Annotated in this window: 20 protein-coding genes; 3 read left to right on the forward strand and 17 right to left on the reverse strand. The window is 68.2% G+C overall.

Annotation, left to right across the window (positions count from 1 at the left end; translation table 11 throughout):
- Positions 1-2 precede the first annotated feature (2 nt).
- On the forward strand, positions 3-1,304 hold the full coding sequence (locus ACFWJX_RS13680; RefSeq protein WP_383241344.1) for a YrhB domain-containing protein: 1,302 nt from the start codon (positions 3-5) through the stop codon (positions 1,302-1,304).
- 388 nt (positions 1,305-1,692) lie between these two features.
- On the opposite strand, the gene ACFWJX_RS13685 is transcribed toward ACFWJX_RS13680, so the two are convergent.
- Genes ACFWJX_RS13685 through ACFWJX_RS13700 form a run of 4 tightly spaced genes read right to left on the reverse strand, consistent with a single transcriptional unit; the run spans position 1,693 to position 4,379 of the window.
- Entirely contained in the window at positions 1,693-2,166 is a 474-nt protein-coding gene (locus ACFWJX_RS13685) for a hypothetical protein (protein ID WP_383241347.1), read from the reverse strand.
- Between the two features lie 2 nt (positions 2,167-2,168).
- Positions 2,169-2,678 carry a hypothetical protein gene (locus ACFWJX_RS13690; protein ID WP_383241349.1) on the reverse strand — a complete coding sequence of 170 codons (510 nt, stop codon included), beginning with the start codon at positions 2,676-2,678 and terminating at the stop codon, positions 2,169-2,171.
- 29 nt (positions 2,679-2,707) lie between these two features.
- On the reverse strand, positions 2,708-4,054 hold the full coding sequence (locus tag ACFWJX_RS13695; RefSeq protein WP_383241351.1) for a hypothetical protein: 1,347 nt from the start codon (positions 4,052-4,054) through the stop codon (positions 2,708-2,710).
- A 1-nt stretch (position 4,055) separates the two neighbouring features.
- Entirely contained in the window at positions 4,056-4,379 is a 324-nt protein-coding gene (locus tag ACFWJX_RS13700; protein WP_383241354.1) for a hypothetical protein, read from the reverse strand.
- 264 nt (positions 4,380-4,643) lie between these two features.
- Between ACFWJX_RS13700 and ACFWJX_RS13705 the strand changes: the two genes are divergently transcribed.
- A complete protein-coding gene (locus ACFWJX_RS13705) occupies positions 4,644-4,940 on the forward strand; it encodes a hypothetical protein (RefSeq protein WP_383241357.1) in 297 nt (98 codons plus the stop codon).
- Between the two features lie 33 nt (positions 4,941-4,973).
- Here the strand turns inward: ACFWJX_RS13705 and ACFWJX_RS13710 are convergent, their stop codons facing one another.
- From ACFWJX_RS13710 to ACFWJX_RS13735, 6 genes are all read right to left on the reverse strand, one after another.
- Positions 4,974-6,125: an acyltransferase family protein gene (locus tag ACFWJX_RS13710; protein WP_383241360.1), complete on the reverse strand. Its 1,152-nt coding sequence runs from the start codon at positions 6,123-6,125 to the stop codon at positions 4,974-4,976.
- A gap of 199 nt (positions 6,126-6,324) precedes the next feature.
- Positions 6,325-7,518, reverse strand: coding sequence for an elongation factor Tu (tuf, locus tag ACFWJX_RS13715; RefSeq protein WP_086767450.1), 1,194 nt, complete (start codon positions 7,516-7,518; stop codon positions 6,325-6,327).
- Positions 7,519-7,672: 154 nt separating this feature from the next.
- Positions 7,673-9,799 (reverse strand): elongation factor G, encoded by a 2,127-nt coding sequence (gene fusA, locus ACFWJX_RS13720; protein ID WP_383241362.1) that lies wholly within the window; start codon positions 9,797-9,799, stop codon positions 7,673-7,675.
- A 39-nt stretch (positions 9,800-9,838) separates the two neighbouring features.
- Entirely contained in the window at positions 9,839-10,309 is a 471-nt protein-coding gene (rpsG, locus tag ACFWJX_RS13725; protein ID WP_030788318.1) for a 30S ribosomal protein S7, read from the reverse strand.
- A gap of 3 nt (positions 10,310-10,312) precedes the next feature.
- The gene (gene rpsL, locus ACFWJX_RS13730; RefSeq protein WP_003948652.1) at positions 10,313-10,684 is read right to left on the reverse strand and encodes a 30S ribosomal protein S12; all 372 of its coding nucleotides are present in this window, start codon (positions 10,682-10,684) and stop codon (positions 10,313-10,315) included.
- Between the two features lie 253 nt (positions 10,685-10,937).
- Positions 10,938-12,020, reverse strand: coding sequence for a glycosyltransferase family 2 protein (locus ACFWJX_RS13735; protein ID WP_383241365.1), 1,083 nt, complete (start codon positions 12,018-12,020; stop codon positions 10,938-10,940).
- A gap of 126 nt (positions 12,021-12,146) precedes the next feature.
- Here ACFWJX_RS13735 and ACFWJX_RS13740 point away from each other — a divergent pair, with 126 nt between their 5' ends.
- The gene (locus tag ACFWJX_RS13740) at positions 12,147-13,442 is read left to right on the forward strand and encodes a hypothetical protein (RefSeq protein ID WP_383241367.1); all 1,296 of its coding nucleotides are present in this window, start codon (positions 12,147-12,149) and stop codon (positions 13,440-13,442) included.
- Positions 13,443-13,475: 33 nt separating this feature from the next.
- Here the strand turns inward: ACFWJX_RS13740 and ACFWJX_RS13745 are convergent, their stop codons facing one another.
- From ACFWJX_RS13745 to ACFWJX_RS13775, 7 genes are all read right to left on the reverse strand, one after another.
- Positions 13,476-13,952, reverse strand: coding sequence for a DUF1707 and DUF4190 domain-containing protein (locus ACFWJX_RS13745; RefSeq protein ID WP_383241885.1), 477 nt, complete (start codon positions 13,950-13,952; stop codon positions 13,476-13,478).
- Between the two features lie 315 nt (positions 13,953-14,267).
- Positions 14,268-18,167: a DNA-directed RNA polymerase subunit beta' gene (locus tag ACFWJX_RS13750; RefSeq protein ID WP_252545582.1), complete on the reverse strand. Its 3,900-nt coding sequence runs from the start codon at positions 18,165-18,167 to the stop codon at positions 14,268-14,270.
- A gap of 97 nt (positions 18,168-18,264) precedes the next feature.
- Positions 18,265-21,750, reverse strand: a complete 3,486-nt coding sequence (gene rpoB, locus ACFWJX_RS13755) for a DNA-directed RNA polymerase subunit beta (RefSeq protein ID WP_383241370.1) — start codon at positions 21,748-21,750, stop codon at positions 18,265-18,267.
- Between the two features lie 592 nt (positions 21,751-22,342).
- Entirely contained in the window at positions 22,343-22,723 is a 381-nt protein-coding gene (gene rplL / locus ACFWJX_RS13760) for a 50S ribosomal protein L7/L12 (protein ID WP_086767463.1), read from the reverse strand.
- Positions 22,724-22,834: 111 nt separating this feature from the next.
- Positions 22,835-23,365 carry a 50S ribosomal protein L10 gene (rplJ, locus tag ACFWJX_RS13765; protein WP_073491907.1) on the reverse strand — a complete coding sequence of 177 codons (531 nt, stop codon included), beginning with the start codon at positions 23,363-23,365 and terminating at the stop codon, positions 22,835-22,837.
- Between the two features lie 297 nt (positions 23,366-23,662).
- Positions 23,663-24,487, reverse strand: a complete 825-nt coding sequence (locus ACFWJX_RS13770) for an LppX_LprAFG lipoprotein (protein WP_383241375.1) — start codon at positions 24,485-24,487, stop codon at positions 23,663-23,665.
- Positions 24,488-24,595: 108 nt separating this feature from the next.
- The gene (locus ACFWJX_RS13775; protein ID WP_383241378.1) at positions 24,596-25,522 is read right to left on the reverse strand and encodes a hypothetical protein; all 927 of its coding nucleotides are present in this window, start codon (positions 25,520-25,522) and stop codon (positions 24,596-24,598) included.
- Positions 25,523-25,650: the final 128 nt, after the last annotated feature.

Here is a 25,650-nt window from a genome sequence, read left to right on the forward strand (position 1 = left end):
GAGTGACTGTCCCGCACGACCGCGCCGCTGGCTGGCTCGCCGCCACCTACGGCGGTCTCGTCCAGCTCGCCGCCCCCCACCCTGTGCACGAGACCGCCACCGCCTGGCTGATGTCCTGCCGGACCGTGCCGCAGCCCGGCTATCCGCAGACGCCGATGCTGGCGGCCTCCGTGGTGGTGCCGAAGGACGGCGGCACCCCGTTCCACCCCGCGCCGAGCGATCCTCTCGCAGACCTGGCCCCGGCCTCCTCTCCCGAGGAGGCGGCGTTCCGGGTCGAGGGCCAGTCCCGCCGGATCAACTCCCGCGGCTGCACGGTCACCCTGCACAGCATGATCGGCGGCGCCCCGTCGGCTCCCCTGCCGTGGCGTCCGTCCGACGAGGCGCCGGGCTGGGTGGCGCGGCTCGCGCGCCGCTACTTTCCCGAGTTCACGCGTATCCCCGTCGACAGCTGGGACGACGTGGTGAAGGCCGTCGCCGAGCCCGGTCCGGACACCCGGGGCGTGGTCTGGGTACGCCGGGAGATCGGCGGCCAGGAGGCGACCGGCAACCTGCTCTACGCGCACAACAACAAGGGGCAGGTCGCCCTGCTGGACGGGGTGGCGTCGTCACTCGCCCGGCTCGACACCTCCTCGGTGCGCGAACTGCTCCTGCTCAGGGCCCTGCCCGCCGCCCAGGCACCCCGCCGGCTGCCGTGGGAACGGCCCGCGGCGGACTTCACCTCCGCGGTCGACAAGGCCCGCCTCTGGCTCGATGACGCCTACCACGGGCAGGTCGGCCTCGCGGCGCCGACGGCTCAGGACGAGATCCGGCGCGGCTGGGTCTTCTCCTGCAACACCGAACGCTTCCTGACCGACGGTCAGTGGCAGGACGCCCTGCTCGACGCGACGGTCGTCGTCCCCAAGGACGAGGCCGCGCCGTTCGGCCTGCCCAACTCGGATCCCTGGGCCTGGCTGGCTCGTTGGGACGCGGGCGGGAACCCCGGCTCGCCGGACCTTCCCGCCCCGCCTCGGCCCGGCCGTGCCTCCTGGTTCGAGCCGACGCTCTCGGCGCTGGGCCCCGTCCTGTCCGCTTCCACGCACGAGGACTGGCCGGGCGCCCTGGAAGCCCTGTCCGCCCTGCCCGCCGACGCGCGGGCGCTGGTCTGGGTGCGTCGTACGGACGGCCGGTCGCGGGAAGCGGTGGGGTGGCTGGTGAACGCCCTCAGGACCGCGGACGGCGTCATCCTGGTGGACGGCGCGACCGGCGCCCCGGCGGCTCTCGACGCGACGGGCGTCCACCGGCTGCACGTGATCCGCTACCGGTGATCGAGCGGACTCACGAGAATCCGGGTGCCGACCGCCCGCCGGCTCGGGTCTTCGCATCACGGCCCGTACAAGGAGGTCCCGTGCTCGTCGATCCCCTCTGGACGTCGGGCGGCAGGCCCAGTGACAGCGGATCGGAGACCCGCAGCGGGGTTCACGGGACCAGGTGAACGGGCTGGCGTCTGGCAGGCTGCCGATGACGTCGCCCGGCGTGGCGGCCTGCCGCCCTGGCCCGCGGCGTCCGCCGGCCTGCGGGACACCGGCACGCTCCTGGACCACCGGGGCGTGAGCCGGGTCCACCGGTTCGGCCCACGGCGCCTGGACGCCCGGGGCGCCTACGCCCTGGCCGTCCTCCGGACCGCGGGAGGCCCTCGCCGCCCCGTCCCCGGGGTCACCACTTGGACAGCACCCCGCGCCAGGTCCACCCCGCGTCGAGGACCGCCTCCACCAGGGGGTCCCGCATGTCCCGCGAGTCGAAGCGAAACGTCTCGACCCTGCGCCTGCGCCCGTCGGGCCCCCGCTCGTAGGCCCACCGCCGGGCGACCTTGGTCCCCGGTCCCCGCCCGTACCGCTTGCCGCCGCTCTCGGGCGAACGGTCCCACCGCTCGTCGAGGGTGCGCACCTCATGGCTCTCGGGCACGAGCCGCATCCGCGTCTTGAGCCGCAGGCGCAGCTCAGGAACCTGCCACTCCGCCACGACATCGGCCTTCTCCTCGGGAAGCGCGGCTCGCACCAGGAACGGCACACCGGCCGCGTTGACCGCGAGCAGCGCGTCACGGACCTCCCCGGCGGACAGCGGAGCGATCCCGCTGTCCGGGTACCTGGTGCCGGTTCGCCGGTCCCGGTATCTGCTCCAGAAGCCCATCGCTAAGCCGCCGTTCCGGTGTCCGGCCGCACCGTGCGCAGGAACTCCTGGAAGTCCGCGAGGACGGCGTCGTGCTGGGCCTCCGTCGCCGTCAGGGCCAGCCGGACGACCGCCCGCTTGTGCGGATCGTCCACGTCCGTCAGGGACAGGTACACCTGGGACTGGGCGAGGTCTCGGCGGGCGCCGCCGGTGACGGCCGAGAAGGTCAGCCGCTGTGTCAGGGCGGGCGCCTCGGCGGAGCCGACCTCGTGGCGCGCGGCCACCGACACCGACGTGGCGATCTCACGCAGGTGGTCCACGGACTCGTCGGCGAGATCGGCCAGCGTCGACGCGTCCGGCGGAATCTCGCCGTCGATGGTGATGTTGGCGCTGAACCCGGCGTCCGGTCGCGGGTGCACGGCGGCGAAGGCCACCCCCGGGGCGGCTTCCCACCCGTCTCCCGGCTCGGGACGGACCGGGAGCCAGCCGTCCGGCAGGCGGAACCGGATCGGCACCGGCAGTGTCGCGGGCATCTGGGGCCCTCCTTCCATACGGGAGTACATCAGAACCAGCCGCCGACGGTGTTCCTGACCGAGCCGGCGGTGTCCGTGACCGCGTCGATCCCGTCGCCCACCGCACCGGCAGCGGCGCCGACGCTCTGGGAAACCTTGTCCGGGTCGACGGTGATCTCGAGGCCCAGACTGCCGCCGAGGCCGGGAGAGACGCCCGCGTCCGCGCCGATCGTCCATACCCCGGTGTCCTCGTCCTTCTTCCAGCCCGCCCAGGCCTCCGCGCCGGGGCCTTTCCATCCCTCGGCCGATCCGCCGACACCGATCCCGAAGACCTCCACGCCGCCGGCCACACCGCCCTTCGCCCCGGCGAACGCCTTCGCGCCGACAGTGGCCTCCTCCTTGGTCGCCTTGAGGCTGACCCCCGCCTCCCCGCCGGCGAATCCCTCGGCACGCCCGTAGACGCCCCCGTACGGCCCGTACTCGGCGCGTCCCTCGGCCAGGGCACGGATGCCCGCGGACGCCTCCGCCTTGGCGACGAAACCCTTGTCGGTGAAGCCGTAGTTGGCGGTGGCTCTGGCTCCGCCGTAGACGTCGGTGATCCCGGAGAGCTTCCACGGCCCGTTGGTCAGCGTGCCCTTCGCGGTCAGGTGGAACAGGTCGGCGTACGCCTTGACCGTGCCCTCCTTGCCGTACTTGGGCCCGGTGGCGGTGAAGCCGACTCCGGGTCCGGTCACCGTGAACTCGCGGGACGAAACCCAGCCGTTGATCCTCAGTCCCGCCTCGGCCGCCGCCTTCTCGGCCTCGTACCGCTCGATGTCGCCGTAGGCCTTGCCGTTGAAGCCGTTGAGAGTGCCGTCGTTCACGTCGGAGTCGATCACGACCGCGGCGAGGGCGGTCTCGACGCCCCTGTCGGCCTCTGCCACGTCCTTCACGAGCTGGTCGATCCGCTGCTGCCAGGAGGCGGCGGCCTTGCGGCAGCTTTCCTGGTAGTCGGGGTCGTGGACGTAGGCGGTGTACTCGCCCCGGCTCAGCCGCTCCGTGTCGAAGGTGACCACGCCCTGGTCCGACACCTTCATCCCGGCGTCGACGGCGTCCTGACGGGCCGACCGCAGCTTGCCGCGCAGATCGACGAACTGCGCGTGCGCGTCCCGCAGGAGGGAGGCGATCGCCTTGGCCTCGACCTGGGCGTTCTGGAACTCCTTGAGCGTGGTGGCGAAACGCTTGCTGGCGGCGTACGCGCTCAGGCCCACCCAGGTATCGCCCATCGAGATGCGGTGCACATCCCGCCGGTAGGCCTTCTCCTGCTTGAGGAACTCCGCGGCCATGCCGTCCCAGCGGTCGGCGGCCGTCGTGAGCGTGGACAGGTCGGTGGTCATCACCTCGTGGTACGTCGGCATGTCAGTACCCCTCGATCGGTGAGATCCGGCGAACACCCGTCCCGACTCCGAGGTCCGTGTTCTGGAGCACGGTGTCGGTGCTCCGCAACGCCGACTTCTCCGACGCGAGACGGCTCATCAGGTTCCTCACCTGCCCGTCCCACGTCTCGTGGGCCTTCTTCAGCGCACCCGACGTGACCCACCCGTCGCCGTCCTTCGGCGCGAACGCCCTGACGGCCGCGTTCGTTTCGGTGTCCGCCCAGTCGCCGGCCTTCTTCGTGTCCGGTTCGATGTGGTCCTCGATGGCCTTCGCCGCGGCCTGCTTCTCCGCGGGCGACGACGCCAAGTCCTTCCGCCCGCCCGGAAGTTGACCTCCGCCGGAGGAGGAACCCCCGGGATCGAGCGGGACCTGGTTCAACCGCGTGCCTACGGCGCTCTGTTCCCCGCCGCCGGTTATGTCCGGCACTCCTGCCGACTGCGCCATGACTGTCAACCCCCGTGTGTTCAGTTGGCGTACGGCGGTCAGGTTAGCAACGTGAGTACAGCGGCACGAGGGACATGAGTACGCATCCCGATGGCCTCGGCGTCCGGCATCGATGGGATGGAACCCATGACGAACCCGACCGGAGCGTCCCGTCCGCACACCCCTGACCGGACCTGGTGGAAGGCCCCGCTCATCGCCTCCGTGCCCGGCCTGCCGCTGCTCGCGCTCGAGTACGGCGTGCTCCGGTCCCACGCCGGCATGGGTCAGTACGGAGGCGGGGTCCATACGGCCCTGGCCCTGTTCACCCTGGCCTGGGCCCTGCCCCACCGCCGCTCCCTGCGGACGCTGCGCGTGGTGGCAGCCGGCGCGGCGCTGGTGGTCACGGTGCTTCCGGTGGCGCTCGTCGTGATGGTCTCGGCCTGACGCGGAGGAGGGCGGGAGGTCCGTCCACGGGCCCTATCCCCCGGCCCGAGCCCGGGAGAACGCCGTCTCCAGTCCCCGCTTCACCGCCCCCGCCAACGGCCGTTCCACGAACCGGTGCACGGCCCAGCTCAGTGCCAGGAACCCGGTGATGACCGCCGCCACCAGCAGGCGGGCGTCCATGTCGTCGCGCAGGCGGCTGATGATCGCCGTACCGGCCGCGTAGTGCATGAGGTAGAGGGGATACGTCAGGCTTCCCGCCGTCACCAGCCAGCGCCACTGGATCCGGTCGGTGTAGCCCAGGGCCACCGCGACCATCAGCAGCAGGAACGCGGTGAAGATGAGTACCGCGCCCCGCCAGCTCGACACGTGTTCGACCTCGTCGACCCGCATGCCCAGCTCGCGCTGGCCCATCAGCCAGGCCATGGCGAGGATGCCCCAGAGGAGCAGGTCCTGGCCGAAGCGGTGCATGAGGTAGAGGGCGAGGCCGGCGATGAAGTACCAGGCGCCCTCGGGGTTGGCCACCAGGTCCAGCAGGGGCAGGCGGGACACCGGCGCGAGCATCGCGGCCGCGCCCCACACGCAGCAGAAGAGGACGACCTTGCGGTATGTCAGGCCGGTCGCGACGACCAGCAGGAACAGCAGGTAGAAGCGCAGCTCCGACCAGAGCGTCCAGTACACGCCGTCCACGTTGCGCACGCCCGAGCCGGACTGAAGCATCGTCAGGTTGAGGAGGACGTCCCGCGCCCGGAGCCGCTCCCACACCCCTGGCACCGCCGCCAGCACGCCCGTCGTGAACAACACCGCGAACCAGTACGCCGGATACAGCCGGATCACCCGGGAGACGAAGAACTGACGGGGCGTACGGCCCCAGCAGGACATGCAGATCACGAAGCCGCTGATGACGAAGAAGATCTCCACGCCGATCCAGCCGTACGTCGCCACATGGAACACCGTCGGCATGATGTCGGAGACCGGGCGGTCCCAGATCAGGTTGCCGGGCTGGTCCACCCGGTTGGTGCCCGCGAAGTGGTGGAGCGCGACCAGCAGCGCGGCCAGCAGGCGGATGCCGTCCAGGGCGTAGAGGCGGGGCCGCCGTTCGCGGCCGCGCGAGGTGTCGGCGAGCGGGATCTGCACGGCGAGCGGGGGAAGCGGCTGCGCGCCGCGTATGAGAGACAAGCCAGTCATCCTCGTCGGGGGGGTCCGACGAGTCACGCTACGGCCGTGACAAGCACCTCACAGGTCACGCACCAGAACGTTTGTCCATGATTCATCTGTCGCACATCCAGCAGCGCTCCGCCACCGCTCCGGGCACGCGAAAGGGCCCGTACGACCGAAGTCGTACGGGCCCTCTCAGGTGCTCGCAGTCGGAGCTACCAGGTCGAGATCACTTGGTGATCTTGATGACCTGGCCGGCGCCCACGGTCCGGCCACCCTCACGGATGGCGAACTTCAGGCCCTCCTCCATGGCGATGGGCTGGATCAGCGCCACCGTCATTTCGGTGTTGTCGCCCGGCATGACCATCTCGGTGCCCTCGGGGAGGGTCACGACGCCGGTCACGTCCGTCGTACGGAAGTAGAACTGCGGGCGGTAGTTGTTGAAGAACGGCGTGTGACGGCCGCCCTCGTCCTTGGACAGGATGTACGCCTGCGCCTCGAACTCGGTGTGCGGGGTGACCGAACCCGGCTTGATGATGACCTGGCCGCGCTCGACGTCCTCGCGCTTGATGCCGCGGAGCAGCAGACCGACGTTCTCACCGGCCTGGCCCTCGTCGAGCAGCTTGCGGAACATCTCGATACCGGTGACCGTGGTGGTGGTCTTCTCGGTCTTGATGCCGATGATGTCGACGGTCTCGTTGACCTTCAGGACACCACGCTCGATACGGCCGGTGACGACCGTACCGCGACCGGTGATCGTGAAGACGTCCTCGATCGGCATGAGGAACGCCTTGTCGACGTCGCGCTCCGGCTGCGGGATCGACTCGTCGACGGCCTGCATCAGGTCGAGGACGCTCTGGGCCCACTCCGGGTCGCCCTCGAGGGCCTTGAGTGCGGACACCTTGACGACCGGAAGGTCGTCGCCCGGGAACTCGTACTCGGAGAGGAGCTCACGAACCTCGAGCTCGACGAGCTCCAGGATCTCCTCGTCGTCCACCATGTCGGCCTTGTTCAGGGCGACGACGATGTACGGAACGCCGACCTGGCGGGCCAGGAGCACGTGCTCCTTGGTCTGCGGCATCGGGCCGTCGGTGGCGGCGACCACGAGGATGGCGCCGTCCATCTGGGCCGCACCGGTGATCATGTTCTTGATGTAGTCCGCGTGACCCGGGCAGTCGACGTGCGCGTAGTGACGCGTCTCCGTCTGGTACTCGACGTGCGCGATGGAGATGGTGATACCGCGCTGGCGCTCTTCGGGAGCCTTGTCGATCTGGTCGAAGGCCGAAGCCTCGTTCAGGTCCGGGTACTTGTCGTGCAGCACCTTGGTAATGGCGGCCGTGAGGGTCGTCTTACCGTGGTCGATGTGACCGATGGTGCCGATGTTGACGTGCGGCTTAGTCCGCTCGAACTTCGCCTTCGCCACTGGGGTCCTCCTGGGAGTGGTTCTGGTACGCCTACTTCATCGGCGCCAGGTGATCTTTGCTGGAATGCCCGGGTCCAGGGGCGAACGGCCGGAAATGCGGCCGTTTGCCCCCAGAGGCTCCGGAGTCAAGCCTACGGCGTGAAAACGGAGTGCGTTACTCGCCCTTGGCCTTCGCGATGATCTCCTCGGCGACGTTCCGCGGAACCTCGGCGTAGGAGTCGAACTGCATCGAGTAGCTTGCGCGACCCGAGGTCTTGCTGCGGAGGTCTCCGACGTAGCCGAACATCTCCGAAAGGGGCACGAGGCCCTTCACGACGCGAGCGCCGGCACGCTCCTCCATGGCCTGGATCTGGCCACGGCGGGAGTTGATGTCGCCGATGACCTCGCCCATGTAGTCCTCGGGCGTGGTGACCTCGACGGCCATCATCGGCTCGAGCAGCACGGGGCCGGCCTTGCGGGCGGCCTCCTTGAAGGCCTGCGAACCGGCGATCTTGAAGGCGAGCTCGGAGGAGTCCACCTCGTGGTAGCCACCGTCGAGCAGGGTGACGCGCACGCCGGTCATCTCGTAACCGGCGAGGATGCCGAACTGCATGGCCTCCTGCGCACCGGCGTCCACCGAAGGGATGTACTCCTTCGGGATACGGCCACCGGTCACCTTGTTCACGAACTCGTACGAGGCGTCGCCGCCCTCGATCGGCTCGATCGCGATCTGCACCTTGGCGAACTGGCCGGTGCCACCGGTCTGCTTCTTGTGCGTGTAGTCGAGCCGGTCGACCGTCTTGCGGATGGTCTCGCGGTACGCGACCTGCGGCTTGCCGACGTTGGCCTCGACCTTGAACTCACGCTTCATACGGTCGACCAGCACCTCGAGGTGCAGCTCGCCCATACCGCCGAGGATGGTCTGGCCCGTCTCCTCGTCCGAGTGAACGTGGAAGGAGGGGTCCTCCTCCGCGAGACGCTGGATGGCGACACCCAGCTTCTCCTGGTCACCCTTGGACTTGGGCTCGATGGCGACCTGGATGACCGGCGCCGGGAAGTCCATGGACTCCAGGATCACCGGGTTCTTGTCATCGCAGAGCGTCTCACCGGTCGTGGTCTGCTTCAGACCCATCACGGCGACGATGTCGCCGGCGCCCACCGCATCGATCTCCTCACGCTTGTTCGCGTGCATACGGTAGATCTTGCCGATGCGCTCCTTCTTGCCCTTGACGGAGTTCAGCACGGCGGTGCCGGTCTCCAGGCGGCCCGAGTACACCCGGACGAAGGTGAGCTTGCCCAGGTGCGGGTCGCTCATGATCTTGAACGCCAGTGCGGACAGCGGCTCGTCCACGGACGGCTTGCGCTTGACGACCAGCTCGGGGTCCTTCACGTCGTGGCCCTCGATGGCCTCGACGTCGAGCGGGGTCGGCAGGTAGCGCACGACCGCGTCGAGCAGGGGCTGGACGCCCTTGTTCTTGAACGCGGTACCGCAGAACACCGGGGTGACCGTGACGCCGTCGGACTTGCCGGACGCGATGGTGATGCGACGGATCGCGGCGTACAGCTGCTCCTCGGTGGGCTCCTGGCCCTCCAGGAACAGCTCCATGATCTCGTCGTCGTTCTCCGCGACGGTCTCGACCAGGCGGCCGCGGTACTCCTCGGCGGCCTCGGCGTGCGTGGCGGGGATGTCGACGACGTCGTACATCTCGCCCTTCGCCGCCTCGGCGGACCACACGAGCGCCTTCATGCGGACCAGGTCCACAACGCCCTTGAAGTCCATCTCGGCACCGATGGGGAGCTGCATGATGATCGGCACGGCGCCAAGCCGGTCCTTGATCATGTCCACGCAGCGGTGGAACTCCGCGCCGGTCCGGTCGAGCTTGTTGACGAAGCAGATACGCGGCACGCCGTAACGGTCGGCCTGACGCCACACCGTCTCGGACTGCGGCTCCACACCCGCGACGCCGTCGAACACGGTGACGGCACCGTCGAGGACGCGCAGCGAGCGCTCTACCTCAACGGTGAAGTCGACGTGCCCGGGGGTGTCGATGATGTTGATCGTGTAGTCGTTGTCCTCGAGCGGCCAGTGACAGGTGGTGGCAGCAGAGGTGATCGTGATGCCACGCTCCTGCTCCTGCTCCATCCAGTCCATGGTGGCAGCGCCGTCGTGGACCTCACCGATCTTGTAGCTGACGCCGGTGTAGAAGAGGATCCGCTCGGTGGTGGTCGTCTTGCCCGCGTCGATGTGGGCCATGATCCCGATGTTGCGGACCTTGGCCAGGTCAAGTGAAGTGGTAGCCATAAGGCTTTCGTCTTCTCTCGGTCTCGATGTGGGTAGCGACTACCAGCGGTAGTGCGCGAAGGCCTTGTTGGACTCGGCCATCTTGTGGGTGTCCTCGCGCTTCTTCACAGCCGCGCCGAGGCCGTTGGAGGCGTCGAGCAGCTCGTTGAGCAGACGCTCGGTCATGGTCTTCTCACGACGGGCGCGGGAGTAGCCGACGAGCCAGCGGAGCGCCAGAGTGCTCGCGCGGCCGGGCTTGACCTCGACCGGGACCTGGTAGGTCGCGCCACCGACACGGCGGGACTTGACCTCGATGGTCGGCTTGATGTTCTCGAGAGCGCGCTTCAGCGTGATGACCGGGTCGTTGCCGGTCTTCTCGCGGAGGCCTTCCATGGCGCCGTAGACGATGCGCTCGGCGGTGGAGCGCTTGCCGTTCAGCAGGACCTTGTTGATGAGCGACGTGACAAGAGGAGAACCGTAGACCGGGTCGATGATGACCGGGCGCTTCGGGGCAGGGCCCTTACGAGGCATGTCTTACTTCTCCTTCTTGGCGCCGTAGCGGCTGCGGGCCTGCTTGCGGTTCTTGACACCCTGGGTGTCGAGGGAGCCGCGAATGATCTTGTAGCGAACACCCGGCAGGTCCTTCACACGGCCACCACGCACGAGCACGATGGAGTGCTCCTGCAGGTTGTGTCCCTCACCCGGAATGTAAGCAGTGACCTCGATCCCGCTGGTCAGACGCACACGCGCGACCTTACGCAGGGCCGAGTTCGGCTTCTTCGGGGTGGTCGTGAACACACGCGTGCAGACGCCGCGACGCTGAGGAGAACCCTCGAGTGCGGGCGTCTTGTTCTTCTCGACCTTGTCCTGCCGGCCCTTCCGGACCAGCTGCTGGATCGTAGGCACTACTTCTCCGGTTTCTGTGTGCCGAATGTGAAGCTAACCTGGAACGTCGCCGACCCACGCGGTCGGGTGTGTCGAATCCCGCGGACTTCCGCCGCGAGACGGAAAGAGACGCAGATTGCGGTGGCCGCTTTTCAGGCCCCTGCGCGGTTGAAGGCACGCACGAGGGCCAGGGCACACCCCAGGCACAAGGTCTGAGCGTACCCAGCGCAATGACTCCGGTCAAAACAGAGGCAGCGCCGCCGACACACCGAGGTTACGTCCGCACCCCCGAGGACCCTTGTGGTAGCGGGGTTCCGGCCTCCGAGGGCGGCGGAATCGCGGCCCCGGCGTGAGCCGCGTCATGTCCGGCACCGGGCGTGGGCACGCGGTCCCCGGGTCCTCCGTTCGCCGTGTCATGGCCGATGAAGTACGTCGGACGGTTCTGTACGGCCGTATAGATGCGGCCCACGTACTCGCCGAGCAGGCCCACGCAGATCAGCTGGACCGCGCCGATGAACAGCACGCCGGTGAACAGGGACGTCCAGCCGGGGACGGTGTGCTCCAGGGCATGGGCGCTCAGCGTGTAGACCATCAGGGTCAGACAGACCAGGAAGGCGAAGCCCCCGAGCCAGGTGGCGATGCGCAGCGGGGCCGCCGAGAAGCCGGTGACGCTGTCCACCGCGAGGCGGATCATCCGGCCCAGCGGGTACTTGCTGCGGCCGGCCGGGCGCGGGGCGCGCTCGTAGCCGACCCGGCCGCTGGGGAAGCCGAGCCAGGGCACCAGAAGGCGGTAGACGCGCTGCTGGTCCGGCAGGGCCTTGAGCGCGTCGACGGCGGCGCGGCTGAGCAGCCGGAAGTCTCCGGCCTGGGCGGGCACGGAGGGGCCGGCCAGGCGGCGGACGAGCAGGTAGTACAGGCCCGCGGTCCACCGCTTGAAGCCGGTGTCGCTGGCCCGGTCGGCCCGGATGCCGTAGACGATGTCGAGGCCCTCGGCGCGGGCCAGCTCCAGCATCTCGGGGATCTTCTCGGGCGGATCCTGGAGGTCGGCGTCCAGGCTCACCACATACGCGCCGTGCGCCCGGTCCAGGCCCGCGGTCAGGGCGGCCTGGTGGCCGGAGTTCCGCCGCAGGCCGATCACGCGCAGCTCGGGCCAGCCGAGGCGGAACGCGGCGAGCAGCTCGGCGGTACGGTCGGTGCTTCCGTCGTCGACGGCGACGACCTCGTAGGCGACGCCCAGCTCGGCGAGGACCGGGCGCAGCCTGCTCACCAGCGCGGGAAGGACCTCTTCCTCGTTGTACATGGGTACGACGACCGACAGGACGGTCGTCGCCGCCGTGGTGTCCGGCGCTTCAGGCACCCGTCCTCCCCCAAGCTGTGACGCACATGTGCGACGCTGTTGCGATCTTATGACCACACTTCACGATCATCCGGACAGCGGTCGCGCGCCTGGCTCGGGCCGGTCGTCCGAGGGGGGACCCCAGTCATGAGCACGGCCCGCAGCGACGCGGCGACGGACTCCGCGATGCCCGACGAGCCCGGCGAGCCGGACGGACAGCGGGAGCGGCCACGGATGCCGCGCCGACTCACACTGCCGGATGGTCTACGACCGTACCGTGCCCCGCTGCTCCTGTACGGCGTCACCAAGCTGGTCGGGCTGACCGTCTTCGCGCTCCTGCTGGAGGCCGCCGGCGACTACCGGGAGAAGCAGCCCCGCTTCGGCGGCGGCGCCCACTGGTGGGACGTGCTCGCCACCTGGGACGGCTGGTGGTACCTCCAGGTCGCCGAAAAGGGGTACGACCCGCGGCCCCTGGAACGGCTCGACCCGGGCGGGCTGTTCACCGTCAAACAGAACTCCGTCGCCTTCTTCCCGCTGTACCCCGGGCTGATCCGGGGGGTGTCCGAGATCACCGGGCTCGGCCTGTTCGGGTCCGGGATCCTCGTCTCGGTGCTCGCGTCCTTCGTCGCCGCCGCCGGGATCTACGCCGTCGTCGCCACCCTCGCGGGCGTGCGGGCCGGCACGATCGCCGCCGGTCTGTGGGCGGTCGTGCCCGGGGCCGGCGTCGAGTGGGCGGTGTACTCGGAGTCCCTGTTCGTGGCCATCGCCGCCTGGTGCTGCTACAGCGTGATGAAGGGCCGCTGGCTGGCGGCCGGACTCCTCGCCTTCGTGGCCGGACTGAACCGGCCCACGTCCGCGGCACTGATCGGCGCGGTCGGGCTCGCCGCGCTGGTCACACTGGCCCGGCGCGACAGCAGACGGGAACACGGGGTGGCGGGACCGGTGTACGCCATGGTCGCCGCGCCGCTCGGCCTGCTCACCTATGTCGCCTGGGTCGGCCTCAGCATGGGCGATCTGACGGCCTACTTCACGCTCCAGCGAGAGGGCTGGGCGCACTACTTCGACTTCGGCGCCTACAGCCTCGACGTGCTGGGCAACACGGCCGTCGGCCACCACAACTACCTGTTCGCCTTCTCCGTCCCCGACCTCATCGCCGTCCAGGTGGTGCTGGCGCTGCCGTTCCTGATCGCGCTGATGCTGCGGAGGAAGCCGCCGCTGGTGCTGGTCGCGTACACCCTGGCGAGCATCGTGACCGTGCTCGGCACCCAGCAGATGTTCGGCAACACCCCGCGCTATCTGCTGCCCTGCTTCCCGCTGCTCCTGGCCCCCGCGGCGGCGATGGGCCGGCTGAAGTGGCCGAGCCTGGCGGTGTTCTTCACCACGGCGGCGGTGGCCTCGGGGTGGTATGCGCACTACGTCATGTTCGAGCTGGGCATTCCGTAGCGGGACGGGCCCGGCCGGGCCCGCTCCTCCCCGCTACGCGACCGCCGCCAGGAACAGGACGGCCACGAAGACCGCCCAGCCCGCCACCGACAGCCAGCCCAGCACGAGGCCGGCCATGGCGAAGCCTTCGCCGCCCTCTCCGGAGCGGCGGATCTCGGCTCTGGCCGAGTGCCCGAGGATCACCGCGGGGATGCCGGTGAGGCCCATCGTCATCGTGGTCAGGACACCGCAGACCATGGAGCCGACCGCCTTGCCGTTCGTCGGCGGCGGGGCGGCCAGGAAGGTCCGCGGAACCTGCATCGGATAGCCGTGCGACTGCGGGAGGGAGGGCTGCACGGCGACGGGGCCCTGCGGCAGGTCGGCGACGATCAGGGACAGCTCCCCGACCGTACGGGCCTCGTACGCCCGCGCCACCCGGCGCTCGAACTCCGACTGCTGGAGACGGCCCTCGGCGAAACCCGCTCTGAGGACGTCGACGGTGCGCTCCCGGTCCGCGTGGGCGGCCAGCATCGGTGGACTGCCCTGGCCCTGCCACGGCTGCCATGGCGACGGATACGACACGGACACCTCCCCCGCTCGGCGTGAACTGCCTCCCATCATTCTCCTACGCTCGGCGTCCCGCGATGGTTCCCCGCCGACCCGAGCCCATCGCATTCCCGCGGGCGGAAGCCGTGAGAGACCCCGAGCGGGCCGGGAACCCGGTGAGAGCTGCCAGGGGGCCCGGTACCGCGTCCGGGCGGCCACAACACCGCATACGGCCGCTGGGCACGCCGAAGGGCGGCCACCCGCACGGGTGACCGCCCTTCAGTGCTTCAGACGTACGCCTTACTGGTTGTACGGACCGTAGTCGTAGTCCTCCAGCGGGACGGCCTGGCCGGAGCCGGTGCCGAACGGCGAGTAGTCGATGTCGTCGTAGCCGACGGCCGAGTACATCGCGGCCTTGGCCTCCTCGGTCGGCTCGACCCGGATGTTGCGGTAACGGGACAGACCCGTACCGGCCGGGATGAGCTTACCGATGATGACGTTCTCCTTGAGGCCGATCAGGGAGTCGGACTTGGCGTTGATCGCCGCGTCCGTCAGAACCCTGGTCGTCTCCTGGAAGGACGCCGCCGACAGCCAGGACTCCGTGGCCAGCGAGGCCTTGGTGATACCCATGAGCTGCGGACGACCGGAGGCCGGGTGACCGCCCTCCTGCACCACACGACGGTTCTCGGTCTCGAACTTCGAGCGCTCGACCAGCTCGCCGGGCAGCAGCTCGGCATCGCCGGACTCGATGATCGTCACGCGGCGGAGCATCTGCCGGATGATGATCTCGATGTGCTTGTCGTGGATCGACACACCCTGCGAGTTGTACACCCGCTGGACCTCGGCCACCAGGTGGACCTGGACGGCACGCTGGCCCAGGATGCGCAGCACGTCGTGCGGGTTCTGGGTACCCACGGTGAGCTGCTGGCCCACCTCGACGTGCTCGCCCTCCTCGACCTTCAGACGGGAACGCTTCGAGATCGGGAACGCCGTCTCGTCGCTGCCGTCGTCCGGCGTGATGACGATCTTCTTGGTCTTCTCGGTCTCCTCGATCCGCACGCGGCCGGAGGCCTCGGAGATCGGGGCGACACCCTTCGGGGTACGGGCCTCGAAGAGCTCGACGACACGCGGCAGACCCTGGGTGATGTCGTCACCGGCCACACCACCGGTGTGGAAGGTACGCATCGTCAGCTGGGTACCGGGCTCACCGATGGACTGGGCGGCGATGATGCCGACCGCCTCACCGATGTCGACCAGCTTGCCGGTGGCCAGCGAACGGCCGTAGCACATGGCGCAGGTGCCGACGGCGGACTCGCAGGTCAGGACCGAGCGGGTCTTGACCTCCTCGACGCCGGCCTTGACCAGCTGGTCGATGAGGACGTCACCGAGGTCGACACCCGCCGGGGCGAGCACCTTGCCGTCGACGACGATGTCCTCGGCGAGGCAGCGCGCGTACACGCTGGTCTCGGCGTTGTCCGCCTTGCGCAGCACACCGTCCTCGCCGCGCTCGGCGATGGCCAGCTTGAGGCCGCGCTCGGTGCCGCAGTCCTCCTCGCGGATGATGACGTCCTGCGAGACGTCCACCAGACGACGGGTGAGGTAACCCGAGTCGGCGGTACGCAGGGCGGTGTCCGCCAGACCCTTACGGGCACCGTGGGTGGAGATGAAGTACTCCAGCACGGACAGGCCCTCACGGAACGAGGCCTTGATCGGACGCGGGATGGTCTCGTTCTTCGCGTTCGACACCAGACCACGCATACCGGCGATCTGACGCATCTGCATCATGTTTCCGCGGGCACCCGAGTTGACCATCATCGAGACGGGGTTGGTCTTCGGGAAGTTCGCGTTCATCGCCTCGGCAACCTCGTTGGTCGCCTTGGTCCAGATCGCGATGAGCTCCTGCGTGCGCTCTTCCTTGGTGATCAGACCGCGCTCGTACTGCTTCTGGACCTTCTCGTCCAGCGCCTCGTAGCCCTTGACGATCGCACGCTTCGCGTCGGGAACGACGATGTCGGAGATGGCCACGGTGACGCCGGAACGGGTCGCCCAGAAGAAGCCGGACGCCTTCAGGTTGTCGAGCGTCGCCGCCACGATGACCTTGGGGTAGCGCTCGGCGAGGTCGTTGACGATCTCCGAGAGCTGCTTCTTGCCGACCTCGTAGTCGACGAACGGGTAGTCCTCGGGCAGCAGCTCGTTGAAGAGCGCGCGGCCCAGGGTCGTCCGCAGACGGAACGAGTCACCCTGCTGCCACTCCGGCTCACCCTCCTCCTGCGCCGGCGGGGTCCAGCCGCGCGGCGGGATGGTGCCCACCGGGAAGCGGATGTCCACGCGCGACTGCAGCGAGAGCTCACCGGCGTCGAACGCCATGATCGCCTCGGCGACGGACGAGAAGGAACGCTCCTCGCCCTTGACGTCGCGCAGCGCACCGTCGGTGGTGAGGAAGAACAGACCGAGGACCATGTCCTGGGTCGGCATCGTCACCGGACGGCCGTCGGCGGGCTTGAGGATGTTGTTCGAGGACAGCATCAGGATGCGGGCCTCGGCCTGCGCCTCCGCGGAGAGCGGAAGGTGCACGGCCATCTGGTCACCGTCGAAGTCCGCGTTGAACGCGGTGCAGACGAGCGGGTGGATCTGGATGGCCTTGCCCTCGACCAGCTGCGGCTCGAAGGCCTGGATGCCGAGACGGTGCAGGGTGGGCGCACGGTTCAGCAGCACCGGGTGTTCGGCGATGACCTCTTCGAGGACGTCGTACACCACGGTGCGGCCACGCTCGACCATGCGCTTGGCCGACTTGATGTTCTGCGCGTGGTTCAGGTCGACCAGGCGCTTCATCACGAACGGCTTGAAGAGCTCCAGCGCCATCGCCTTCGGCAGACCGCACTGGTGGAGCTTCAGCTGCGGACCGACGACGATCACGGAACGCGCGGAGTAGTCCACACGCTTGCCGAGCAGGTTCTGACGGAATCGACCCTGCTTGCCCTTCAGCATGTCGCTGAGGGACTTCAGCGGACGGTTGCCGGGGCCCGTGACCGGGCGACCACGACGGCCGTTGTCGAAGAGGGCGTCGACCGCCTCCTGGAGCATGCGCTTCTCGTTGTTCACGATGATCTCGGGCGCACCGAGGTCGAGAAGGCGCTTCAGGCGGTTGTTGCGGTTGATGACACGGCGGTACAGGTCGTTCAGGTCGGAGGTCGCGAAGCGGCCACCGTCCAGCTGCACCATCGGACGCAGGTCCGGCGGGATGACCGGCACGCAGTCCAGCACCATGCCCTTGGGGCTGTTGCTGGTCTGCAGGAACGCGGAGACGACCTTGAGGCGCTTCAGCGCACGGGTCTTCTTCTGGCCCTTGCCGGTACGGATGATCTCGCGGAGCTTCTCGGCCTCTTCGTCGAGGTCGAAGGACTCCAGGCGCTTCTGCAGCGCCGCGGCACCCATCGAACCGTCGAAGTACGTGCCGAAGCGGTCACGCAGCTCGCGGTAGAGCAGCTCGTCGCCCTCGAGGTCCTGGACCTTGAGGTTCTTGAAGCGGGTCCACACCTCGTCGAGACGGTCGATCTCGCGCTGGGCGCGGTCGCGCAGCTGCTTCATCTCCCGCTCGGCGCCTTCGCGCACCTTGCGGCGCACATCGGCCTTGGCGCCCTCGGCCTCGAGCTCGGCCAGGTCGGTCTCGAGCTTCTTGGCGCGGGCCTCCAGGTCGGAGTCGCGACGGTTCTCGACCTGCTGACGCTCGACGGAGACGTGCGCCTCCAGCGAGGGCAGGTCACGCGTGCGGCGCTCCTCGTCGACGTACGTGATCATGTACGCCGCGAAGTAGATGACCTTCTCGAGGTCCTTCGGAGCCAGGTCGAGCAGGTAGCCCAGACGGCTCGGGACGCCCTTGAAGTACCAGATGTGCGTCACCGGAGCGGCCAGCTCGATGTGGCCCATCCGCTCACGGCGCACCTTGGCGCGAGTCACCTCGACGCCGCAGCGCTCACAGATGATGCCCTTGAACCGGACACGCTTGTACTTGCCGCAGTAGCACTCCCAGTCCCGGGTCGGACCGAAGATCTTCTCGCAGAAGAGTCCGTCCTTTTCGGGCTTGAGGGTGCGGTAGTTGATGGTCTCTGGCTTCTTGACCTCGCCGTGGCTCCACTGACGGATGTCGTCAGCGGTGGCCAGACCGATCCGGAGCTCATCGAAGAAGTTGACGTCGAGCACTATGCGTCAATCCCTCTCAGGGTTGTAAGTCTGTGGTCTGAAACGGGGGTCGCGGGGTCGGTGGGGCCTCTGCTGGAGAGGCCCCACCGGACTCCCGTCAGACCTCTTCGACGCTGCTCGGCTCACGCCGGGACAGGTCGATGCCGAGCTCTTCCGCCGCGCGGAAGACGTCCTCGTCGGTGTCGCGCATCTCGATGGACATGCCGTCCGAGGACAGCACCTCCACGTTGAGGCACAGGGACTGCATCTCCTTGATGAGCACCTTGAAGGACTCGGGGATGCCGGGCTCGGGGATGTTCTCGCCCTTGACGATGGCCTCGTAGACCTTCACGCGGCCGGTCACGTCGTCGGACTTGATGGTCAGCAGCTCCTGGAGGGCGTACGCGGCGCCATAAGCCTCCAGCGCCCACACCTCCATCTCACCGAAGCGCTGGCCACCGAACTGGGCCTTACCACCCAGCGGCTGCTGGGTGATCATCGAGTACGGACCGGTCGAACGGGCGTGCAGCTTGTCGTCGACCAGGTGGTGGAGCTTCAGGATGTACATGTAGCCGACCGAGATCGGCTCCGGGAACGGCTCACCCGAGCGGCCGTCGAACAGCGGGGCCTTCCCGGACGGGAGCACCATGCGCTCGCCGTCGCGGTTCGGGATGGTGTGCTGGAGCAGACCGGTCAGCTCGTCCTCGCGGGCGCCGTCGAACACCGGGGTGGCGACGTTGGTGCCGGGGGCGACGCTGTCGGCGCCGATCGACTGGAGGCGCTGGGCCCAGTCCTCCGCGAGACCGGAGACGTCCCAGCCGCGGCTGGCGAGCCAGCCGAGGTGGATCTCCAGAACCTGTCCCGGGTTCATTCGGGACGGCACACCGAGCGGGTTGAGGATGATGTCGACCGGGGTGCCGTCCTCCAGGAACGGCATGTCCTCGATCGGCAGGATCTTCGAGATGACACCCTTGTTGCCGTGGCGGCCGGCGAGCTTGTCACCGTCCGTGATCTTGCGCTTCTGCGCCACGTAGACACGAACCAGCTGGTTCACGCCCGGCGGCAGCTCGTCGCCCTCTTCACGGTCGAAGACGCGGACGCCGATGACCTTGCCGATCTCACCGTGCGGCACCTTCAGCGAGGTGTCGCGCACTTCGCGCGCCTTCTCACCGAAGATCGCGCGGAGCAGGCGCTCCTCCGGGGTCAGCTCGGTCTCGCCCTTGGGCGTGACCTTGCCGACGAGGATGTCGCCGGCGACGACCTCGGCACCGATACGGATGATGCCGCGCTCGTCGAGGTCGGCGAGGACCTCCTCGGAGACGTTCGGGATGTCCCGGGTGATCTCCTCGGGGCCGAGCTTGGTGTCACGGGCGTCGACCTCGTGCTCCTCGATGTGGATCGAGGAGAGGACGTCGTCCTGCACGAGGCGCTGCGACAGGATGATCGCGTCCTCGTAGTTGTGACCCTCCCACGGCATGAACGCCACGAGCAGGTTCTTGCCCAGCGCCATCTCGCCGTTCTCGGTGGCGGGACCGTCGGCCAGGACCTGGCCGGTGATCACGCGGTCACCCTCGTTGACGATGACCTTCTGGTTGACCGAGGTGCCCTGGTTGGACCGGGAGAACTTGGCCAGGCGGTACGTGATGTACGTGCCGTCGTCGTTGGCCGTGGTGATGTAGTCCGCGGAGACCTCCTGGACCACACCGTCCTTCTCGGCCCTGACCACGTCGCCGGCGTCGACGGCGGAGCGGTACTCCATGCCGGTGCCGACCAGCGGGGCCTCGGACTTGATCAGCGGCACCGCCTGACGCATCATGTTCGCGCCCATGAGGGCACGGTTGGCGTCGTCGTGCTCGAGGAACGGGATCATGGCGGTCGCGACCGACACCATCTGGCGCGGGGAGACGTCCATGTAGTCGACGTCGTCACCGGGGACGTAGTCGACCTCACCGCCACGACGGCGGACCAGGACGCGGGCCTCCTCGAACTGGAAGTCGTCATTGAGCGGCGCGTTGGCCTGCGCGATGACGAACCGGTCCTCCTCGTCGGCCGTGAGGTAGTCGACCTCGTCGGTGACGACACCGCCGGTGACCTTGCGGTACGGGGTCTCGATGAAACCGAACGGGTTGATCCGGCCGTACGAGGCGAGCGAGCCGATCAGGCCGATGTTCGGGCCTTCCGGCGTCTCGATCGGGCACATGCGGCCGTAGTGCGACGGGTGAACGTCGCGGACCTCGAAGCCGGCCCGCTCACGGGACAGACCACCCGGGCCGAGCGCGTTGAGACGACGCTTGTGCGTCAGACCCGACAGCGGGTTGTTCTGGTCCATGAACTGGGACAGCTGGCTGGTGCCGAAGAACTCCTTGATGGAGGCGACGACCGGCCGGATGTTGATCAGGGTCTGCGGCGTGATCGCCTCGACGTCCTGAGTGGTCATGCGCTCACGCACGACCCGCTCCATACGGGCGAGACCCGTACGGACCTGGTTCTGGATCAGCTCGCCGACGCTGCGGATACGACGGTTGCCGAAGTGGTCGATGTCGTCGGTCTCGACCATGATCGAGCGGCCCGACTCACCGAGCGTCTCGGTCTCACCGGCGTGCAGCTTCACCAGGTACTTGATCGTGGCGATGATGTCGTCGGTGGTGAGCACACCGGCGTCCAGCGGCTCTTCCGCGCCGAGCTTCTTGTTCACCTTGTAGCGGCCGACCTTCGCGAGGTCGTAGCGCTTGGGGTTGAAGTAGAGGTTCTCGAGCAGCGTCTGAGCGGCCTCGCGGGTCGGGGGCTCGCCCGGACGCAGCTTGCGGTAGATGTCCAGGAGCGCGTCGTCCTGGCCCTGGGTGTGGTCCTTCTCCAGGGTGGCGCGCATCGACTCGTACTCGCCGAACTCCTCGAGGATCTGCTCGGTGGTCCAGCCGAGAGCCTTCAGGAGGACGGTGACGGACTGCTTGCGCTTGCGGTCGATGCGGACACCGACCATGTCGCGCTTGTCGATCTCCATCTCCAGCCAGGCACCCCGGGACGGGATGATCTTGGCGGAGAAGATGTCCTTGTCGGACGTCTTGTCGATGGAGGAGTCGAAGTAGACACCGGGCGAGCGGACCAGCTGCGACACGACGACACGCTCGGTGCCGTTGATGACGAAGGTGCCCTTGTTGGTCATGAGCGGGAAGTCGCCCATGAAGACCGTCTGGGACTTGATCTCGCCGGTCTCGTTGTTCGTGAACTCGGCCGTCACGAAGAGCGGGGCCGCGTACGTGAAGTCGCGGTCCTTGCACTCGTCGATGCTGTTCTTCGGCGGCTCGAAACGGTGGTCGCGGAAGGTCAGCGACATCGACCCGGAGAAGTCCTCGATCGGGGAGATCTCCTCGAAGATCTCCTCGAGGCCGGACTTGGTGGGGACGTCCTGACCGTTCTCGAGAGCCTCCTCGACGCGAGCCTTCCACGCTTCGTTGCCGAGCAGCCAGTCGAAGCTCTCGGTTTGCAGGGCGAGAAGGTTCGGAACCTCGAGGGGCTCCTTGATCTTTGCAAAGGAGATGCGCAGCGGGGCAGTGCTGGCAGCATTGTTCGTATTCGCGGTCGAGGCATTGCGCGAGGCGGCCAAGAGGGGGTCCTTCCGAGGGCTCGGACTCACTACGCGCGTACCGGCCCCTCCCCCACACAACGAGACAGACTCCCCTGAATCGGCCGACAGGCCAGGTCAGAGACGGTCCAATCATCGATGTTCGGGCGAGGGCATGCCCCTGGTGACGGGCAGGGGACAGCTAACAGGCAGCGCAAAGGGTCAGTGTAGCCAAGTGGCACACTGATGTCCAGTGCGGGTTTTTCGAGACCCTCGTAGCTCTCAACGCCCTCGGTCCGGTTGCCCTCAACGCACGTCGTACTCGACGCACGGTGATACTGCCCTCTTCGTCGTCGATCCATGCCTCGGATACGGATCCTTGTGACGACGCGTCCTGAGAATTGCGCGCTGCGTGCGGTTCGTCAAGGCCCCCATGCCCGAACGCCGGCCGCCCGGAGACACGACGAAGATCACCATACCCCTCGCGAACTCGGGTGCAAGGTAACCGTGGCCGGACCCTCGGCAACGCCGAAGAGCGACCACCCGGATGGATGATCGCTCTTCGGTGCGTCAGCGTTACAGCCCCGAGGGGACTGTTTCGGCCTTCGCCGCGGTCGTCGCCGACCGGGGGGTGTTACTTGACCTCGACCGAGGCGCCGGCGGCCTTGAGGGACTCGGCGGCCTTCTCGGCGGCGTCCTTGGCGACCTTCTCGAGGACCGGCTTCGGAGCGCCGTCCACGAGGTCCTTGGCCTCCTTGAGGCCCAGGGAGGTCAGCTCACGCACGACCTTGATGACCTGGATCTTCTTCTCGCCGGCACCGGTGAGGATGACGTCGAACTCGTCCTGCTCCTCGACGGCCTCGGCGGCGGCGGCCGGGCCCGCGGGGGCGGCGGCGACCGCGGCGGCGGCGGTGACGTCGAACTTGTCCTCGAAGGCCTTCACGAACTCGGAGAGCTCGATGAGGGTCATCTCCTCGAACTGCGCGAGCAGGTCTTCCTGGCTGAGCTTCGCCATGGTGGGCGATCCTTCCACTAATTCGGCTGGTGCCGGATGTACTTGTTCGGCGGGCGTACGTTCGGCCCGCTAAGACCGCTGCCTCAGGCGGCGGTCACTGCGCGAGCCGAATTACTCGGCACCGCCCTGCTCTGCCTGCTTGGCACGAAGAGCGTCCACGGTGCGGACGAGCTTCGAGGGAAGCGCCTGGAAGAGCTGAGCAGCCTGGGACTGCTTGCCCTTGAAGGCACCCGCCAGCTTGGAGAGCAGAACCTCGCGGGACTCGAGGTCCGCAAGCTTCTTGATCTCGTCGGCGGACAGCGCCTTGCCGTCAAGGACACCGCCCTTGATGACGAGGTTCGGGTTGTCCTTGGCGAAGTCACGAAGACCCTTCGCCGACTCCACCGGGTCACCGGTGACGAAGGCAACTGCCGTCGGACCGTTGAACAGGTCGTCGAGCGTCGAGATCCCGGCCTCGTTGGCCGCAATCTTGGTCAGCGTGTTCTTCACCACGGCGTACTGGGCGTTCTCACCGAGCGAACGACGCAGCGTCTTGAGCTGCGCCACGGTGAGACCCCGGTACTCGGTCAGCACGGCGGCGTTCGAGCTGCGGAACTGCTCCGCGAGCTCGGCTACCGCGGCAGCCTTGTCGGGCCTTGCCATGAGCGTCGGCCTCCTTCCGGGTGTTGACGACCGCTCGGAAGGGGCTGGGCAAACGAAACGCCCCGGCGCAGGCGCACGGGGCGAGAGCTCGACCGAACAAGATCCATGGGGCGGATCACGGTCCGGGAGCACTTCCACAGTCACCTGCGCGGGTCGTCCGCGTATCAGCGGATCCTTCGGCCACCGCGCCCTCTCACGAGCACACGGCAACGACCAGCGGTCTTTGGCTTCTGTAGGAGCGTACGTGAACGGGTCGCCGTCAAGCAAATCCGCCCGTAAGGGGGTTCAGCGCCGTCTTCAGCGCCCGGCCTTCTTCATCTCCTCGGCCAGGTCGAAGGTGTCCGAGGCGGGAGGGGCCTGCACGGTGACCGGCTTGTCGAAGTCGAGGAAGGTGACGGTGAGGTCGAGCTCGCCCTTGCGGCCGAAGCCCTGGAACCGCTGCTGCTTGGTGCGGCCGGACTCGTCGATCCAGACGTCCATGTCCATCTCGTCGACGCCGAGCTTCTCGTACTGCGCGAGGGCCTGCTCGCGGAGCTGGCGGACGCTCTTGGCCTCGTCCTGGTAGGACGCACGGATCTCGTCGATGGTGGCCGTGCCCTCGTAGTGCGTGGTGGTGACGCCGTCGACGGTCTCGGTGCCGGTCTTCCTCAGATCCTCGGCCGCGGTGAGGAAGGTGCTCTCGTGGGCCGGGTTGCGGCGGACCTTGTCGGCCATCGGGGCGGTGTCGACCTTGACGCCGCTCGGGGTGTCGGAGCTGCCCGGCGCCCCGAACTTCATCCAGTGCTTGCCGTCCTCGGTGGCCTCGTCGCTGCCGACGTACACCACTCCGTCGACCAGGCGGACCTCGCCCTCCCCCTTGTCGGGTCCGCCGAGGATCGTCGTCTTCAGGCTCATGGCCGGCGGGTTCACGGCCATCGCGGCCTCGGCCCTGAGCCGGCCCTCCTCCGGCATCCGGCCGGTCATCCGGTAACGCAGGGAGCCGACCTGCTCCGTCTTCTCGGCGGCTCGCGCGACGGCCGTGGCCGCGGCCTTCGCGTCGCCCCCGCCCGCCGTGTCCTCCGAAGCCGCACAGCCCGTGACGAGCAGGGCGGACAACCCGAGGACACCCACGGAAAACCTCATGCACATTCCCCCACGCAGCACACAGTGAACACCTGATCGATTCACAGGGATGGTGTGAAGGTATCCCAGCAGTGCGGGTGAGGTCCCGTGAATTCCCCGCGGCCCCCGTCAGGACGTGGGACCGGCCCCCTGCTGCTGGAGCAGCTCCGAGAAGTCGGCGGTGTCGGCCACCGGGGGAACCTCGGTGTCGACCGGGGTGCCGTAGTCGCTGTAATAGGCGGTCTGGCTGTACGTGCCGTTCGCCGACTGACCCTTCTCGACCTTCTTGACCAGCAGGTTCTCGTCGTCGACCCAGATGTCGACGGTCTCCGTGGTGACGCCGGCCTGCTCCAGCTGCTCCTTCAGGTCGGCGAGCTGGCTCTCGCTGAGGCTGGAGTTGCGGGTGGCGAGGTCGGCGACCTCGACGGTGCCCGAGTAGTGCGTGGTCCGCTCGCCGCGCACCTTCTCCTCGCCGACCCTGCGCACGTCCCCGGAGGCCAGCAGGAGCTTCACCGACTGGTTCGGGGTCGAGTTCTCCATCTGGTCCTTGAGATAGGCCCCGGAGCCGCCGCCAAGGGTCTCCAGTGCCTCGTACGGGTATTTGATCCAGTGCTTGCCGCCGGCCTGCTCGGCGAAGGCGTCGCCCATGCGCGCGTAGTACGCGTCGGGCAGGTAGCGGGCCTCCATCGAGGTGGTGCCCATCTGCCGCATGGTGTCGGCCATGGTGCCGCCGGTGTAGGTGATGGTGAGGGTGCCGGTGAGGCCGTCGCCCCAGCCGAGGGAGCCGTCGGCCGTCATCGCCATCACCGAGCCCATGGTGGTGGTCGACTCGACCTTGGCGGAGTCGGCGCCGTCGGTGGACTTCTCGGCGGTGCGCAGGGCGGCTATCGGGCTGACGCCGGTGCCGGCGCCCGCACCCGAGGAGGAAGAAGAGGACGAGGACTCCTCGCCCCCGCCCGATCCCCCTGAGCCCCCCGCGCTACAGGCCGTCACCCCGGTCAGCAGGGTCACCGCGACGATCGAGAGGCCCGCCCGGCGCACATTCGTGCCCTTCATACCTTCACCCCCAACTAGTCCCCGCGTTCGCAAGGTAACGCACGGCACTGACACCCGTACGGCAAAAGGGACGAGCCCCGCACCTCGAAAGGTTGCGGGGCTCGTCGCCGACTGGGGCGAACCGTCAG

The organism is Streptomyces sp. NPDC058335, from assembly GCF_042723915.1.
Taxonomy (GTDB): Bacteria; Actinomycetota; Actinomycetes; order Streptomycetales; family Streptomycetaceae; genus Streptomyces.

Excerpts from the sequence above, each read along its gene's own strand:
- ACFWJX_RS13685 (WP_383241347.1), bottom strand. The coding sequence starts at position 2,166 with ATGGGCTTCTGGAGCAGATACCGGGACCGGCGAACCGGCACCAGGTAC.
- ACFWJX_RS13690 (WP_383241349.1), bottom strand. The coding sequence starts at position 2,678 with ATGCCCGCGACACTGCCGGTGCCGATCCGGTTCCGCCTGCCGGACGGC.
- ACFWJX_RS13695 (WP_383241351.1), bottom strand. The coding sequence starts at position 4,054 with ATGCCGACGTACCACGAGGTGATGACCACCGACCTGTCCACGCTCACG.
- ACFWJX_RS13705 (WP_383241357.1), top strand. The coding sequence starts at position 4,644 with ATGACGAACCCGACCGGAGCGTCCCGTCCGCACACCCCTGACCGGACC.
- ACFWJX_RS13710 (WP_383241360.1), bottom strand. The coding sequence starts at position 6,125 with ATGACTGGCTTGTCTCTCATACGCGGCGCGCAGCCGCTTCCCCCGCTC.
- fusA (WP_383241362.1), bottom strand. The coding sequence starts at position 9,799 with ATGGCTACCACTTCACTTGACCTGGCCAAGGTCCGCAACATCGGGATC.
- rpsG (WP_030788318.1), bottom strand. The coding sequence starts at position 10,309 with ATGCCTCGTAAGGGCCCTGCCCCGAAGCGCCCGGTCATCATCGACCCG.
- ACFWJX_RS13740 (WP_383241367.1), top strand. The coding sequence starts at position 12,147 with ATGAGCACGGCCCGCAGCGACGCGGCGACGGACTCCGCGATGCCCGAC.
- ACFWJX_RS13745 (WP_383241885.1), bottom strand. The coding sequence starts at position 13,952 with ATGCTGGCCGCCCACGCGGACCGGGAGCGCACCGTCGACGTCCTCAGA.
- rplL (WP_086767463.1), bottom strand. The coding sequence starts at position 22,723 with ATGGCGAAGCTCAGCCAGGAAGACCTGCTCGCGCAGTTCGAGGAGATG.
- rplJ (WP_073491907.1), bottom strand. The coding sequence starts at position 23,365 with ATGGCAAGGCCCGACAAGGCTGCCGCGGTAGCCGAGCTCGCGGAGCAG.
- ACFWJX_RS13770 (WP_383241375.1), bottom strand. The coding sequence starts at position 24,487 with ATGAGGTTTTCCGTGGGTGTCCTCGGGTTGTCCGCCCTGCTCGTCACG.
- ACFWJX_RS13775 (WP_383241378.1), bottom strand. The coding sequence starts at position 25,522 with ATGAAGGGCACGAATGTGCGCCGGGCGGGCCTCTCGATCGTCGCGGTG.